The organism is Frondihabitans sp. PhB161, assembly GCF_003814635.1.
In the GTDB taxonomy this organism is placed as follows: Bacteria; Actinomycetota; Actinomycetes; order Actinomycetales; family Microbacteriaceae; genus Frondihabitans.
In genome coordinates this window covers 924,428-940,383 of the sequence record NZ_RKQW01000001.1, presented here as the reverse complement: position 1 = coordinate 940,383, position 15,956 = coordinate 924,428, and the positions used below count along the sequence as shown (strand labels likewise).

Here is a 15,956-nt window from a genome sequence, read left to right as displayed (position 1 = left end):
CCTGCTCCCTTATCCACAGTCTCTGGTCCAATAAAACCCAATATGTTACATTGACCATCCCGAACTCATTTAGGAGACCCCCCATGAAGCGCTTCCTCGCCGCCACCGCCCTCACCGCCGCAGCCGTGGCCGCCCTTACGGGCTGCACGTCCTCCGCCACCACCAGCGAGCCTCTCGCACTCCACGCCGACGACTGCACCTCGTTCGAATCCGCGCTCGGTTCGAGCATCGACGGCATGAAGCTCGAGTCGCACTCGAAGATCGACGGCAAGGGCGGCCAGTGCGTCTGGTCGAGCAAGAAGGGCAGCGTCATCGCGGTCGACGTCGACGACAAAAAGACCAAGTCGAGCGGTGACGCGAAGTCCGACTCGGCAGCCGACAAGGTCGCTAAAGACAAGAGCCGCGTCGTCATCGACAACGACGCCGTCGCGAAGTTCTCAGGCTCCGTCCTCACCACGTCAAAGGGCTCCGAGAAGAGCGACAACCGCGAGTTCACAGCCACGACCGACCTCGGCTCCACCGTCAACCTCATCACCGCCGAGAAAAAGATGACGAACGACGAGGCCTCGAAGATCTTCACCGGCCTCTTTGCCGGCTGACATCCTCATTAGACAGCAGCATCCCCCACCCAAACGGACTCGGGCGCCACGCGCTCGGGTCCGTTTCGGCGTGCGACGAGAGTGACCAGGCCCACATAGGCGGCCGAGGCGACGAGCGTCACGGCAAAGGCACCCGGCGACCCGTCAGCCTGCTGCGTGCTCACGACCGGAGCCGCCAAGAGGAAGACCACCACGTTGTTGACCACATGGGCGACGATGCCCGCCTCGAGCCCGCCCGTCCGCCAGGTGAGATAGGCGAAGGCCACCCCGAGGGTCGCGACGTCGAGCTTGCCCCAGACGTTGTAGCTGTGCGCGAAGGCGAAGGCCACCGTCGGCACGACGATGGCGACGACGGGCCAGCGCACCCACGATCCGAGCGCCTGCATCCCGAAGCCGCGAAAGGCGAACTCCTCGCCGGCCGCCTGGAACGGGACCAGGAGCAGGATCAACACGATCGACACGAACAGCGCCAGCGGCGGGGTGGTCGTCTGGGTCGCGGCCGTGTCGGATCCTTGGCCCTGCCATGACGCGGGCACCACGAATCCGAGACCGACCTGCAGGGCCATGTAGACGACCGCCGGAACGATGCAGCGCGCCATCCAGCGCCAGCGGAGGCGCCCGACGACGCTCGTCAGCTGGCCGATGGGGCCGAGGCCGAGGATCCGCACGCCCACGATCATCGACGGCAAAAGCAGCGCGAGCGAGCCGAGCGTGAACAGCATCACGAGCGGATTCGAGGCGTCTTGCTGGTTGCGCCGAATGTCGGCGACGAGATCAAGCCGGGCCTGAGTGCCGCCGATCGCGTCGACTGTCAGCAGGAGGAGCTCCTGCCAGACGATGCTCAGCGCGTAGTAGATGCCGACGCCGACAATGAGCGCCACAAGCGGCTTCCACCAGCGGTAGCGGGGACGGGCGCGGAACAGCCGGTGATACGCGTAGGGCACCTGGCGAGGGTAGCGCGACGGCCCCGGGCGAACGTGTCAGTCGGCGACGTCGGAGATCAGGCGCTTGCCGAAGCCGAGCGCGCCGTCGGGCGAGTAGCCGTGGTGCTCGTAGAAGCCGATCACGGCGTCGTTGCCCTGGCGCACCTGCACGTTGATCTTGGGGCAGCCCAGGTCGGTCAGCAGGCGCTCGACGTCGGCCATGATCTGTGCCCCGAGCCCGGTTCCGCGCGCCGAGTCGGCCACGGCGACGTAGTAGACCCAGCCGCGATGCCCGTCGTATCCGGCCATGGCCGTCGCGACGATCGCGTCACCCTCGACGCCCACGCGGAACAGCTCGGGCTGCACGCGCTGCTTGCGCTCGATGTCTTTGCGGGGGTCGTTCCACGGGCGGGTCAGCCCGGCCTCCTCCCAGAGGGCGACGACGGGCTCGGTGTCAGCGGGGCGGAACGCGCGAATCTGCATCGCTCCATTCTGGAGGCGAACCGAAGGATCCGGCACGCGTCGCTTTGGCCCCCGCCCCTCCGCCACCACCCCCCGCTCGCTCACCCCGCCGTCGAGGTCAGCGTCGACGAGCCGTCGGGCCGGCGCCGCACCTCGATCCGGTCGGCGATGCGCTGCTTGAGCTCGTCGACGTGGCTGACGATGCCGACGACGCGACCACCGGCCGACAGCGCCCCGAGTTCGGCCATGACTGCGTCGAGGGTCTCGGGGTCGAGCGTGCCGAAGCCCTCGTCGACGAAGAGTGTGCCTAGTTCGATACCGCCCGCCTCGGCCTGCACCACGTCGGCGAGCCCGAGCGCCAGGCTGAGCGAGGCGTAAAAGGTCTCGCCGCCGCTGAAGCTCTTCGGGTCGCGCGTCGTGCCGGTGGCGTTGTCGCGGATCGTCAGCGCGAGCCCGGCGCGGCGTGCCCTTGACGAGGCCTCGCGTTCGGCGGCCTCGAGCTGGTACCGGCCACTCGACATGAGCCCCAGCCGGCTGTTCGCTGCGGCGACCACGTCGTCGAAGCGCCGGAGGAGCACGTAGGTGCCGAGGGTGACGCCGTGGAGGTTCTCTGCACCGCTGGCGCTGGCGACGTCGGCCATGCGCACGATGGCGCGCGACTCCTCGGCGACCGCGTCGGCCGCGCGGAGGGCCTGTTGGAGGCGGCCGAGGGCCCTCTCGGAGCTCGCGGCACGGTCTTCGAGGCGGGAAGCACGATCGGCGGCGGCGGCGTGGGCGGCCGATGCCACCGCCAGCGCCGCCTCTGCCGCCTCGATGTCGGCGACCTCGTCTCCGGCGAGGGCTGCGACGCGGGGTGATGCGAGCCCGTCTGCGACGACGGCCGACTCGTTGTCGAAGTCTCGGATCTCGGCCAGAAGCACAGCCCGATCGCCCGGCGCGAGGAGCGCCGCCGACGCCTCTGCGACGCTCTCGAAGGTCGACGACGCGAGGGCGAGCTCGACGTCTGCACGGCGGCTCTCGACCTCGACGGCGGCGGCGGCCTCGGCCTCCCGCGCACGCACGATCGTCACCAGCACCCGCTCGTCGGCATGCAGCTCGTCGCTGAGGGCGACGCACGATGCCGCACGGCCCGCCAGAATCTCGGCGACGCGCGAGCGGTCGGCGACGAGCCGCTCCGCCTCGGTCTCGAGTCGGGCCTCCTCTGCCGCCAGGTCGAGCCGCTCGACTGCTATCGCGGCCTCCTGCGCCGCCGTCTCGGCGTCGAATCGGAGCAGGCGATCGTCGGCCTTGGACCGCTCCAAGACTGCAGCCCGGGCCGCGCCGATCTTCGCCTCGACCTCGGTCAGGTGTACCCGCAGTTCGTCGCCGTCGTGATCGCCCACGGCCCGGGCGGCGTCGCCGAGTCGCGCTTCGAGGGCGGACGCCTCATCTCGCGCCGTCTGCAGGGCGGCTTCCGCAACCTCACGGGCCCGGGTCGCCTCGTCGAGCTCTCGATCGGTGGGATGTCCGTCGAGAAGCACGGCGGGGGCCGGGTGCTCGGTTGCCCCACAGACACTGCAGGGTTCGCCGTCGATCAGTTCGAGAGCCAACTCGCCGGCCACACCGCTGATGCGCCGTCGGCGGAGGTCGGCCTCGGTATCGACCGCCTCGCGGGCCCGAGCGGCGGCGGCTGACACGCTCTCCCGCGCGATCTGCGACGCACCGGCCAGTTCGGCATGGCGCCGCACCGCCTCCAGGGCGGCGTGGAGATCGTCGAGTCGCCGGGTCTCGAGGTCGAGGGTGCCCGCGAGCTCGGCCGCAGCGGCGATCTCGGCCGTCAGCCCCTCCCGTTCTGCGGCTTGGGCGGTGACCCCGGTCTCGCCGGCTGCGATCGCCGATCGACGATCGGCCAGCCGGCCCCGGGTGCGCAGTTGCTCGTCGTCGCGCGCCGGCAGGCCCACCTCGAGCTCGACGATCGCGGCCAGTGTCGCGCGCTCGTGGGCGAGTCGCTCGCGGCGATCTCGCAGATCGTCGAGCTCTGCCTCGAACAGGCTGTCGTCGATACTGCCCCGCAGTACGGCGAGCTCGTCGCGCGCGCGTTCCCGTTTCGCCTCGGAGAGGCTGAGCGCTCTTGCGGGCCCCTCGACCAGAGCAGCACGGTCGGCCAGCTCGGTTCGGTTGCGAGCCTCGGCCACGGCAGCGACCCGCCCGGAGAGGGCTTCGCGGCGAGCCATCAGACCACGCCTCGCCTCGATCGCCTCGGCCAGCTTCATGACCTCCGCCGACTTCGCGCTGGCATCGTCGAGTGCCGCGCGGGCGATGTCGCGGCGCTCACTCGCTGAGCCCGACTCAGCACTCAGCCTGGCGACCACCTCGGCCGCGTTCTCCACGTCGATCGACACCGTCTCGACGGGGCTTCCCGTACCGCCGTCACCACCGAGACCGGCGTCTTCCTCCACACGCGGGCCATCGCCCGGACCCTGATCGGCGCCGACGTCGACCGTGCTGCGGAGCCCCGCCAGCGCCTCGTCGACGGCGCGTTGCGACGACTCGACGGCGGCGTTGGCCGCGCGCCGGGCATCGACGAGGGTCGCGGTCGTGCGGTCGTAGATCTCGGTGCCGAACAGCGACTGCAGCACGAGCCGACGCTCTTCGCCGCTGGCGGCGAGGAAGCGCGCGAACTCGCCCTGCGGAAGCACGATCGTCTGCAGGAACTGCTCTTTCGTGACCCCCAGGATCCGAGGAATCTCCCCTCCGACCTCCTGTGCCCGCGTCGACAGCGTCTCGCCGTCAACGGCACCCGGCGTCGCGAGCCGCTGCAAGACCACGGACATGTTGACGGGTGTCGTGCCGACGCCGCGGCTCTTCGGGCGGTTCCATTTGGGACTGCGCCGGATGAGGTGGATGCCGGTGCCGGTCTCGAAGACGAGCTCGACGAACGGTTCGACCGACGGGCCGGCGTGGTGACTGCGGAGTCGATCGTCGCTCGACGACGCACCCGCCAGGCCGCCGTACAGCGCGAACACGATTGCGTCGATGATCGTCGATTTGCCGGAGCCGGTCGGGCCCTCGAGCAGGAAGACCCCGGACGACCGGAGTGCGGCGAAGTCGATCGTGAATTCGTCGGCGTAGGGGCCGATGGCGCGGAGCGTTAGGCGATGCAGCTCCATCAGGCGCTCAGCTCGGCTCGACCGGCTGCCTCGTAGGCCGCACGCAGCACAGCGATCTCGGCGTCGCTCGCCTCCGCCCCAGTGGCGAACGCGACGAACTCGCGAGCGACCTCGACCGGATCGGCGTCGACCGGCACCGCCCGCCGTTCGGGCGAGCGGACCGCACCCCGCGGCACGTGCTGGATCGACAGCGCATGCGGGAACCGCTCACGCACGAGCGCATGCAGGCCCGCCGGATGCACGGGATCGGTGACGAAGACGCGCAGCCAGTCGTCGGCCAGGGAGTCGTGCCGCCCGTCGAGCAGCTCGGCGAGATCGCCGGTGATCTCGGAGAGGCGTCTCGGCACCGGCGTCGGAACGAGCTCGACGTCGACCTCGCCGTCGGCCGCCAGCCGCACCAGGGCCGACGACTTGACCTGGTGCTTCTCGCCGAACGAGAACGCGAGCGGCGAACCGCTGTAGCGGATGACCGGGCCCGCGGCAGGCGCGGTGATGCCCTGGGCGCCGTGCAGGTGACCGAGGGCCACGTAGTCAATGCCGTGGAACAGCTCGGCCGGAACCGAGTCGACACCGCCGACGCGGATGTCGCGCTCGCTGTCGCTCGAGGTGCCACCAACCACAAACGCGTGGGCGAGCACGACGGCGCGGGTGCCCGGCCTGGTGGCGAGGTCGGCCCGCACACGATCGAGGGCCGCGCCCATCACGGCCGCATGGGACCTCGCGAGTCTCGCCGTGGGATCCTCGGCCCGTTGCTCGTCTGGCACGAGAACCGCGCGCACACTGTCGGGATCGAGGTAGGGCAGGCCGTAGAACGCGACCGGGCCGCTCGCGTCGTCGAGCACGACTGGCTCGGCGAGGTCGTCGACCGACGCGCGGATCTGGACGTGGTCGCGAAGCAGGCCGGACGCGAACCCCAGGCGAACGGCCGAGTCGTGGTTGCCCGGCGTCACGATCACGGTGGCGAGCTCGCCGAGACGCGCCAGCGCGGACGACAACAGCTGAACGGCCGGCACCGACGGCACGGCCCGGTCGTAGACGTCGCCCGCGACAAGCACGACGTCGATCAACCGCTCGCGCACCAGCTCGACCAGATGGTCGACATAGACCCTCTGGTGGTCGAGGAGGTCGACGCCGTGGAGCGTGCGCCCCAGATGCCAGTCGCTGGTGTGCAAGATCAGCAAGCGCTCGCCTTTCGTCGGTGGGCCTCGCCAGCGTAGCGAGGGCCGCCGACATCGACGACCGCGCGCCGACATCGGCAGGGGCCACTCCGAACACGGCGGTGAGGCCCCGATCCCGCCCTCGGCGAACCGCCAGCCAGCACGCGGTGATGAGGTGTGACTGCTGCGAGGTCACCTGTGATGGGTGCTGGGCTGAGGTGTGAGCGCCTTGCGGCCGCCCGCGGCCCCTCGCGGATGCAGTGGGACGAATTGACCGTCGTCCCGTCGGCTCCGTGCTCGCTCCGGCGGATGCCTACCGACTCACCGCTCGTGCTGTCGCTGTTCTCAGCGCTGTCTCTCAGTCGGCCAGATCGGCCTCCCAGTTCGCCTGCTGGATGATCACGTCGAGCTGCCGCAGACGGCGAGCGACGTCGTCGGCCTGCTGGCGGACGGCCGCGGTCGGAAGAGCCGAGAGCTGGCGGAGTTCGCTCCGCAGCTGCCGATAGCCCGCGAACTCTCCCATACCGGCCGAGGCGTCGGCCGCCTGCACGAGGATCGAATGCCGGCTGCGGAGGGCGTCTCGGTGGGCCAGCGCCTCGGTCATGGTGCGTCCGTCGTCGAGCATCGTCGTCGAGTTGGTCAGGTTCACCGCGACGACCAACTGCTCGAGGGCCTCCTGAAGGGAGATGACCTCGGCGAGAAGCGCCTCGGCGTTCTCCCCCGGCTCTTCGCCCTCCTGGTAGCGGGCATTGGCGATCACGCGGGAGCGCAACTGCTCGATGCGCTTCTGCAGATCACCTCGGTTGATCAGGGCTTCGGCCAGCTTCATGTCTGAATCCTGGCACGCCGCACGCCGGCCGGCCCCTGGTCGTAGCGTGGAGTCATGACTCCGTCCGACCTTCTCATCGAATCGTTCTCCAGGATCCCGGCCCTCGTCGATCGCGCCACCGACGGTCTCGATCCCCAGCAGCTCGCTGCCCGGCCCGCGCCCGGCACGAACACGATCGCGTGGCTCGCGTGGCACACGGCCCGCGGGCAGGATGCCCAGATCGCCGCCCTCGCAGGGTCGGAAGAGGTCTGGACGGCCGACGGATGGTACGGCCGGTTCGAGCTGCCGTTCGGCCCCGACGAGATGGGCTACGGCATGAGCGCCGGCGATGTGACGCGAGTCGTGGCCACCGCCGACCTCCTGAGCGGGTACCTCGAGGCGGTCACGGCAGCGACCGTCGCCTACCTCGGCACCGTCTCGGGCGACGATCTCGACGACGTGGTCGACGAGGAGTGGGATCCGCCGGTCACGCGCGGCGCCCGCCTTGTGAGCATCGTGAACGACTGCCTGCAGCATGCAGGGCAGGCAAACTATGCCCGTGGGATCCTCGACCGTCTCTGACGACCCGCGTGTGGCTGCACCCGCACGAACGGCGTAAACACCTGCCCTAGGGCATGTGTTTACGCCGTCTGTGCGGGTTTAGGCGGGGAGGCCCCGCCGGAGGAGCCGACCCAATCGGATCAGACCCCGGCGAGCTGGTCGATCAGGCGATCGCCGGGGCGAGCCTCGACCATTTCGGCCGTGATCTCAGCGCGGTCGAGCAGCTCCTCCATGCGGCGGCGGCGAGCACGCGTGATCAGCGTCACGACGGTGCCCTCCTTGCCCGCGCGGCCGGTGCGGCCGGAGCGGTGCATGTAGGTCTTGTATTCGTCGGGGGCGTCGGCCTGGATGACCAGCTCGATGTCGTCGACGTGGATGCCGCGGGCTGCGACGTCGGTGGCGACGAGCACGTTGACACGGCCCGAGGTGAGCAGCTGCAGGTTGCGGGTACGGCGCGACTGGTTCAGGTCGCCGTGGAGGCTGGTCGACGCGATTCCGGCGTCTTCGAGCTGGTCGGCGAGCTGCTCGGCGAAAGCGCGCGTGCGGGCGAAGACGAGGGTCTTGCCCTTGCCCTGCGCGAGCTGCTCGATGATCGCACCCTTGTCGCGCTGGTCGATCAGCAGTACGCGGTGATCGATGGTGGCGGACGCCTGGTCTTCGCCAGCGACCTCGTGGACGGCCGGGTCGGTCAGGAACTCGTCGACCAGCTTGGCGACACCCTTGTCGAGGGTGGCGCTAAAGAGGAGCTTCTGCGCTCGGGCACCGTGACGGGTGACCGCCGCGGTCTCGCGAAGGATGCGCTGAACCGGCTCGAGGAACCCGAGGTCGCACATGTGGTCGGCCTCGTCGAGCACCGTGACGGTGACCTCGCTGAGGTCGAGGCGACCCTGCTCGATGAGGTCTTCGATTCGCCCGGGGGTGCCGATGACGATGTCGACGCCGCGCTGCAGGGAGTGCACCTGACGCTGCTGCGGCACGCCGCCGTAGATCTGGGTGGTGAAGAGTCCGACGGAGCGCGCGATGGGCTGCACGGTGTCGTCGATCTGCATGGCGAGCTCGCGGGTCGGTGCGAGGATCAGCGCGCGGGGCTTGCGGCCCATCTTGCGATCCTTGGCTCCGCCGTGCTCGAGCAGCTTCTCGGCGAGAGGTGCTCCGAAGGCGATGGTCTTGCCGGATCCGGTGCGGCCACGCCCGAGGACGTCCTTGCCCGCGATCACGTCGGGGATCGTCGCCGCCTGGATCGGGAACGGCGAGGGAGCACCCATCGCGATCAGCTGACGGGTGAGGTTGTCGCCGAGGCCCAGGTCGCCCCAGGTCTTGCCCGCGACGTCACCGGCGGTGACGACCTCGGCCTGAAGCTTCTCGAGCTTGACGTCGTCTTCGGGAGTGAAGTGCGAGTCGCGCTTCGGGTAGTAGTCGCTCGAGCGGCTCGGGCGGTCGTCGCCGTCGAAGGAGCGAGCGGGACGCTCGGTGCGGTCGAAGGAGCGAGCCGGACGCTCGGTGCGGTCGAAGGAGCGAGCCGGACGCTCGGTGCGGTCGCTGCGGTCGAACGAGCGCGGAGCGCGGTCGTCACGAGCCGGACGGCTGTCGCGGTCGAACGAACGCGCAGGACGGTCGTTCCGGTCGAACGAGCGCGGAGCGCGGTCGTCACGAGCCGGACGGCTGTCGCGATCGAACGAACGCGCAGGACGGTCGTTCCGGTCGAACGAACGCGGGGCACGGTCGTCACGAGCGGGTCGGTCGCCACGATCATTCGAGCGGGGCGCGTGGTCGTCGCGAGCAGGACGGCCCTGGCCGTAGTCGTCGCGCTTCTTGAAGGGGGCGCGGTCTTCGCGGCCCGGGCGGCCACCCTCGGGGCGGTCGTAGCTGCGAGCGGGGCGGTCGCCGCGGTCGAACGAACGCGGGGCGCGGTCGTCGCGGGCGGGGCGGTCGCTGCGGTCGTACGAGCGACCACCACGGTCGTCGCGGGGGGCGCGGTCATCGCGAGCCGGGCGTCCGCCACCGAAGCGGTCGTCACGCGACGGACGGTCGTCACGGGCCGGTCGGTCGTCGCGCGAGGGGCGTCCGCCACCGAAGCGGTCGTTGCGGTCGAAGCGGTCGCCGCCACGCGCACCGTTGCGGGCGTCGCGGTCGTCGCGGGCTCCGCCGCCGAAGCGGGGGTTGGAGCCGCCGGTCTTGCGGGGCTCCCAGTTGGGGCGTCCGGCCGAAGCGTCGCGACCGGCACCACGAGAGTCGCGAGCCGAGCCACCACGGGCACCGGCGTCACGAGCGGAACCGCCGCGAGCACCGCCGTCACGGGCACCAGCGTCGCGACCGCCGGAGCGGCCCTCGGCGCGAGCAGCGCGCTCGGGGGCATCCCAGCGCTTCTTGGCGGGCCCACCCTCGGCCTGGGCCCGGAAGCCGCGGTGCTTGGGGCTCTTCGAGCCGGGACGCTCGCCCTTGGGGCGTGACGATGCAGATTTGTCGTAAGGAGACATGGTTCTTCCTGGGTTCTACGTAATGACGCGAAGAATTCACCCGGCAGTCATTGGCCAGGGACCGTTCACATACATGTGATTGTTCGCAACGCGATTCGCTGCGATTCCGGCCCCTGAGACATACAAACCCAACCGCCAGTGCTGTTAGAGCAACACAGTGCGGTGTCTCGAGCCGACCCACACACACTACGCGAGTGGTGACGAAGATGCGAGGGCAGGATCCGCGACCGCCGCCCGTGTCGGATCCTCGTCTGTATCGCTATGCCGCCGCGCGCTCCCGGCGGTCCGCTCGTCGCTCCAGCCACGAATAGATCAGCGAGTAGAGCACCGGCAGCACGATGAGGGTCAGAACGGTCGACGAGACGAGTCCGCCGATGACGATCAGCGCGAGCGGCTGTGAGATGAACGATCCGTGCCCGGTGAGCCCGATCGCGAGCGGGGTGAGGGCGAAGATCGTGGCGAGGGCGGTCATCAGGATCGGACGAAGGCGCCGCGACGTTCCCTCCACGAGAGCCTCGTGCACCCGGAGCCCCCGACGGCGGTACTGATTGACGAGGTCGATGAGGACGATGGCGTTCGTCACCACGATCCCGACGAGCATCAGGAATCCGATCACCGACGGAACGCCGAGGGGCACCTTCGCGATCAGCTGCAGCAGGATCGCGCCGGTGGCGGCGAAGGGGATCGACACCAGAAGGAGCACCGGCTGCAACAGGCTCTTGAACGCGGCCACCATGACGATGTAGACAATCAGGATCGCGATGAGGATGGCGACGCCGAGGTCGGTGAAGGCGGTGCCCTGTTGAGCCGTCACGCCGCCGATCGCGGCGGTGGCCCCCTTCGGCAGGTCGACTCCGGCGAGCGCATCGGTCACCTGCGAGTTGGCGGCCGACAGGTTGTCGGACGACGGCGTGATCGTGATCGTCGCGCTGCGAACGGCGTTCTCGGTCGTGATCGACGTCGGCCCCTCGGTCTGCGAAACCGTGGCGATCGTCGAGAGGGGAACGGTGCCGGTCGACGTCGGGATCTCGACGTCTTTGAGCGAGGCAAGCGTCTTCGGCGGGTCGGTCGGAATCGTGTAGATGTCGACCGTGGAGGCGTTGATCTCGAGAGAGCCGACCTGGAACGGCTGCACGGCCTGCGAGACGATGCCTCCGACATCGAGCTCGGAAAGTCCGTACGAGGCTGCCTTGGCGCGGTTCACCTCGACGCCGATGAGTGGCTGGGCGGCCGAGAGGTTGGTCGACGCTCCCGCGGTGGCGGGCAGTCCCTTCATCGCCTTCAGCACGCGGTCGGACGCCGTCGCGAGCGTCGAAGCGTCGTTCGAGGTGACGTTCACCTCGATGTCGCTCGAGGAGCCGAGTCCGCTCGAGGCCTCCACCGAGATGTCTCCGGCGTCGCTGAGCGCGTCGAGCCGGTCGCGGACGGTCGCCGTCAGGGCATCCTGGTCGGCGTTCTCGTCGGTGGTGATCTGGTACGTGACCGTGCTGCCGCCGGTTCCGCCGAAGAAGGCGGCGAGCGAGTTTCCGCTGGAGCCGATCGTGAGCTGCACCGTCTCGACCCCGTCGGTCGAGTCGAGGGCCTTCTCGACCTTCTCCGCCTGGTCGGACTGCACGGCGAGGCTCGACGCGGCCGGAAGCACCTGCGTGACCGTGAGGGTGTTCTGACCCGAGGATCCGAGGAAGTTCGTGGTCAGGAGAGTCGCGGCCCCACCCGACCCGGCCAAGATGACGAGGGCGGCCACGACGGTGATCCACGGGTGACGGAGGGTCGCCAGCAGGATCGGCCGATACACGCGGTGAAGGCGGTCGGCCGGCTCCGGGTCGATGCGGGTCGCGCCGGGCGCTCTGGGCGCGGTCGACGGAGTCGTTGCAGGTACCGCGGCAGCCTCGGTCCCGACCTCGTGCTTGTGCATCTTCGGCGCGCGCATGAACCAGTAGCCGAGCACGGGCACGATCGTCAGCGACACGAAGAGCGAGGCGGCGAGCGCAATCACGACGGTCAGCGCGAAGGGCCGGAAGAGCTCGCCCGTGACGTCTTGGACGAAGGCGAGCGGAAGGAACACGACGACGGTCGTGATCGTCGAGGCTGTGACGGCACCGGCGACCTCGCGAACAGCCTCGGTGATGGCCGTGATCCGGTCGACTCCTGGCACCAGGTGCCGCTTGATGTTCTCGGTGACGACGATGGAGTCGTCCACCACGCGCCCGATGGCGATCGTCAGGGCACCGAGCGTGAGGATGTTGAGCGTGTAGTTCGACGCGAGCAGCCCGATGAACGTGATCAAGACGCTGGTGGGGATGCTGATGGCGGTGACGAGCGTCGACCGGAGGGACAGCAGGAAGACGAGGATCACGACGACCGCGAAAAGGAGGCCGAGAAGCCCCTCGGTCGAGAGGCTTTCGATCGACTGCGTGATGAACGGGGCCTGGTCGAAGACCACCTCGATCTTGACGCCGTCCGACAGGTTCGACTCGAGCGACGAGATCTGATCGCGGATCGTGCTCGAGACGCTGACCGTGTTCGTCTCAAGGGTCTTCGTCACCGCGATCGTCAGGGCGTCCTTGCCGTTGACGCGAGAGATCGACGTCACCGGGGCGCTGGTCAGCTTCACGGTGGCCACGTCGGCGATGTCGGTCGCTTCGACCTGACCGGTGAGAGCGTTCTTCGCCCCGACCAGCGGCAGCTTCTTCACCTGAGTGACCGAGGTGAGGCGCGCGCCCGACTGGATCGAGAGGGTCTTGCCGTTCTGGGTGATCTGGCCACCGGGCAGGAGAGTGCCGTTGTCGTCCAGGGCGTCCTTGATGGCCGCCGTCGAGAGCCCGACCGCCTGGAGCTTCTCCTGATCCGGCTCGATGGTGACGCGCTGCCCGGCATCGCCGTAGACCGAGGCCTGTCGCACACCGTCGAGCTTCTGCAGGGCCGGGACGGTGATGTTGGTCAGGTCGTCGACGAGCTTCTGCTTGTCGGCGGGCCCGCCTGTGACGGCGAGCTGCACGACCGGGAGGTCGTCGAGGCTGCCCGAGACCACCTGCGTGTCGACGCTGTCGGGAAGCGAGACGGTGTCGATCGCCTGCTGGATCTTCTCCTCGGTGGCGGGCAGGTCGGTGCCGTAGTCGAACTCGGCCGAGATGTTGCTCTCGGAGGTCTGCGACGTCGCAGTGGTCGACTTCAGGCCGGGGATCACCTGGATCGCCTTCTCGATCGGAGCCGAGACGCTGTCGTTCACGACCTGCGGAGAGGCTTCAGGGTACGAGGAGACGATCGCGACCTGGGGGAACTGGATGTCGGGAATCAGCTCCTGCTTGAGCGAAGTCAGCGCGTAGCCGCCGAAGATCGCCACCACGATGGTGATGAGAGCGATCAGCGCGCGGTTGCGCAGGCTGAAGACAGAAAGAAGATGCACGAAGGCTCCACCCGATGACCCGAAAAAACAGACAGTTTTCTTATGCAACACCAGCCGCACTGGGGGGCGGCTGTGCCTCGCTCGGACTCAAGACAGTGAGCCGACTGGGAGGGACCCGAGAACTGGGGGAATAGAGCGTGTCGCGCTGGTGTTGACAGCCGATTGCACGCGATTAGGCTTGCGGCTCGTGAGTAACGACGTTCGGTCTCCCAAGCGCTGGCTGATCGGCGAGCCCCTCTCCTCCGAGAAGCTCGAGGGGCAGCTCCTTCCCAAGCACCTCGCGCTCCCCATCTTCGCGAGCGACCCCCTGAGCTCCGTGGCCTACGCGCCGCAGGAGCTCCTGATGATCCTGCTGATCGGCGGGCTGGGGTTCCTCACTCTCGCGCCGGGCGTCGCGGCGGCGGTCGTGATCCTTCTGATCGTCGTCGTCCTCTCGTACCGGCAGCTCATCAAGGCGTATCCGTCGGGCGGCGGCGACTACGAGGTCGCCCGCAAGAACCTGGGCGAGAAGCCCGGCCTCATCGTCGCGTCGGCCCTGCTCGTCGACTACGTCATGACCGTGGCCGTCTCGGTCGCGTCGGGCGTCGACAACATCATCTCGGCGCTGCCCGAGCTGAACGGCATCCGCGTCGAGATGGCGATCTTCTTCGTGATCCTGCTCGCCGCCGTGAACCTTCGCGGTGTCCGCGAATCCGGCAAAGCGTTCGCGGTGCCGACCTACCTCTTCATCACCAGCGTGTTCGTGATGATCATCGTGGCCCTCGTTCGCACGGCGATGGGCGACGCACCAGTCGCCGAGAGCGCCGGCTACACCGTGCAGGGCGACAACGTGGCCCACGCGGCGTTCGTCCTTCTCCTTCTCCGCGCTTTCGCCTCCGGCTGCTCGGCTCTCACCGGCGTCGAGGCGATCGCCAACGGCGTGCCCGCCTTCCGGCTCCCCAAGGTCAAGAACGCGCAGAAGACCCTCGTGCTCATGGGTGGCATCGCGATCGTGCTGTTCGCCGGTCTCGTCTCGGTGGCACTCATCTCGAAGGTGCACTACGCCGAGCGCGCGTGCGACCTGATCGGCATGGCGAACTGCGCGACGACTCCGCAGCCGAGCCTGATCTCGCAGGTGGCGAGCGCGGTCTTCGGCCCGGGCAGCATCGCCTTCTACGTGATCCAGGCCGTCACGGCGGCCGTGCTGCTTCTCGCCGCGAACACGGCCTTCAACGGCTTCCCGCTCCTCGGCTCCATCCTCGCGCGCGACACCTACGCCCCCAAGGCGCTCAACAGCCGCGGCGACCGACTCATCTACTCGAACGGCGTCATCGTGCTCGCGGTCATCGCGAGCGTGATCCTGCTCATCTTCCGGGCGAACGTCACCCAGCTGATCCAGCTGTACATCATCGGCGTCTTCGTGTCGTTCACACTCGGCCAGACCGGCATGGTGCGCCACTGGCTGCGGCTCCTGCGCGATCCCGCGACCGTCGACCGGGGTCAGATCAAGCGCTCGCTGACGATCAACCTGATCGGCGCGATCATGACGTTCACGGTGCTCGTGGTCGTCACCATCACGAAGTTCACACACGGCGCCTGGATCGTCTTCGTCGTGATGCCGATCCTGTTCACCCTCATGCTCGGCGTCAACCGCTACTACCGCGACGTCGACGTCGAGGTGGAGGTCGACGAGACCACGACCTTCGGCGCATCGGGCGACCACGCGATCGTGCTCGTCGGCAAGATGCAGAAGCCCGTGCTCAAGGCGATCGACTACGCCATTGCGGCTCGGCACGACACCCTGGAGGCCATCCACGTCGCCGTCGACCACGAGTCGACCGACCGCCTGCAGAAGCAGTGGGACGACATGAACATCGACGTCCCGCTCATCATCATCCCGTCGCCCTACCGCGACGTGGCCGTGCCCGTGATCAAGTACATCAAGGCGCACCGCGAAGAATTCGGCGCCGAGGTCGTCACCGTCTACACCCCGATCTACATCGTCGGGCACTGGTGGGAGTCGCTGCTCCACAACCACAGAAGCCGAAGGATCCGCCAGAAGCTTATGCTCGCCCACGGCGTCACGGTGGCGCTCGTGCCGTGGCTCCTCGACTCGTCCGAGTTGCTCTACGGCCGTCGCTCGCGGGTCTTCCCGGGCCAGGACCGCTCCGGAGAACCGCGCCGTCCGGTGAAACCCGTGCCGCGGAGCATGCACGCCGATGCGGCCTCGGCGAGGATCGCCCAGGCGGAGGCCGACAAGGCCATGGCCGCCGCGAACGCCGCTGCACCCAAGCACGACCAGCACGGCGGTACCACCACGAAGTCGCGCCGCAAGGCCGCAGCCGCCCGGTCGACGGCCCGCAACAGCGCGTCGGCGCCCTCGAAGAAGTCGCAGGACGACCCGCCGCGTCGCTAGCCCCGCCTCCGCCTCCGCT

The 15,956-nt window shown here is 68.9% G+C and carries 10 protein-coding genes; 3 read left to right on the top strand and 7 right to left on the bottom strand.

What is annotated here, in order from left to right; all coding sequences use genetic code 11:
* Nucleotides 1–83 precede the first annotated feature (83 nt).
* The gene (locus EDF39_RS04555) at nucleotides 84–599 is read left to right on the top strand and encodes a hypothetical protein (protein ID WP_123940855.1); all 516 of its coding nucleotides are present in this window, start codon (nucleotides 84–86) and stop codon (nucleotides 597–599) included.
* An 8-nt stretch (nucleotides 600–607) separates the two neighbouring features.
* Here the strand turns inward: EDF39_RS04555 and EDF39_RS04550 are convergent, their stop codons facing one another.
* The 5 genes from EDF39_RS04550 to EDF39_RS04530 all read right to left on the bottom strand — a co-directional run bounded on the left by EDF39_RS04550 (nucleotide 608) and on the right by EDF39_RS04530 (nucleotide 7,119).
* On the bottom strand, nucleotides 608–1,543 hold the full coding sequence (locus EDF39_RS04550) for a CPBP family intramembrane glutamic endopeptidase (protein WP_123940853.1): 936 nt from the start codon (nucleotides 1,541–1,543) through the stop codon (nucleotides 608–610).
* A gap of 36 nt (nucleotides 1,544–1,579) precedes the next feature.
* Nucleotides 1,580–2,005: a GNAT family acetyltransferase gene (locus EDF39_RS04545; protein WP_055960990.1), complete on the bottom strand. Its 426-nt coding sequence runs from the start codon at nucleotides 2,003–2,005 to the stop codon at nucleotides 1,580–1,582.
* Between the two features lie 80 nt (nucleotides 2,006–2,085).
* Nucleotides 2,086–5,133: an AAA family ATPase gene (locus EDF39_RS04540; RefSeq protein WP_123940850.1), complete on the bottom strand. Its 3,048-nt coding sequence runs from the start codon at nucleotides 5,131–5,133 to the stop codon at nucleotides 2,086–2,088.
* On the bottom strand, nucleotides 5,133–6,314 hold the full coding sequence (locus EDF39_RS04535; RefSeq protein ID WP_123940848.1) for an exonuclease SbcCD subunit D: 1,182 nt from the start codon (nucleotides 6,312–6,314) through the stop codon (nucleotides 5,133–5,135). Before EDF39_RS04535 ends, EDF39_RS04540 begins: the two co-directional genes overlap by 1 nt.
* 334 nt (nucleotides 6,315–6,648) lie before the next feature.
* Nucleotides 6,649–7,119, bottom strand: coding sequence for a DIP1984 family protein (locus tag EDF39_RS04530; protein WP_055961000.1), 471 nt, complete (start codon nucleotides 7,117–7,119; stop codon nucleotides 6,649–6,651).
* A 54-nt stretch (nucleotides 7,120–7,173) separates the two neighbouring features.
* Here EDF39_RS04530 and EDF39_RS04525 point away from each other — a divergent pair, with 54 nt between their 5' ends.
* The gene (locus EDF39_RS04525; RefSeq protein ID WP_123940846.1) at nucleotides 7,174–7,680 is read left to right on the top strand and encodes a DUF664 domain-containing protein; all 507 of its coding nucleotides are present in this window, start codon (nucleotides 7,174–7,176) and stop codon (nucleotides 7,678–7,680) included.
* Nucleotides 7,681–7,799: 119 nt separating this feature from the next.
* Here the strand turns inward: EDF39_RS04525 and EDF39_RS04520 are convergent, their stop codons facing one another.
* Together EDF39_RS04520 and EDF39_RS04515 are read right to left on the bottom strand one after the other, a co-directional pair.
* Nucleotides 7,800–10,136 carry a DEAD/DEAH box helicase gene (locus EDF39_RS04520; protein WP_123940844.1) on the bottom strand — a complete coding sequence of 779 codons (2,337 nt, stop codon included), beginning with the start codon at nucleotides 10,134–10,136 and terminating at the stop codon, nucleotides 7,800–7,802.
* A 259-nt stretch (nucleotides 10,137–10,395) separates the two neighbouring features.
* Nucleotides 10,396–13,542, bottom strand: coding sequence for an efflux RND transporter permease subunit (locus EDF39_RS04515; RefSeq protein WP_123940842.1), 3,147 nt, complete (start codon nucleotides 13,540–13,542; stop codon nucleotides 10,396–10,398).
* A gap of 187 nt (nucleotides 13,543–13,729) precedes the next feature.
* Here EDF39_RS04515 and EDF39_RS04510 point away from each other — a divergent pair, with 187 nt between their 5' ends.
* The gene (locus EDF39_RS04510) at nucleotides 13,730–15,937 is read left to right on the top strand and encodes an APC family permease (RefSeq protein ID WP_370275155.1); all 2,208 of its coding nucleotides are present in this window, start codon (nucleotides 13,730–13,732) and stop codon (nucleotides 15,935–15,937) included.
* Nucleotides 15,938–15,956 lie beyond the last annotated feature (19 nt).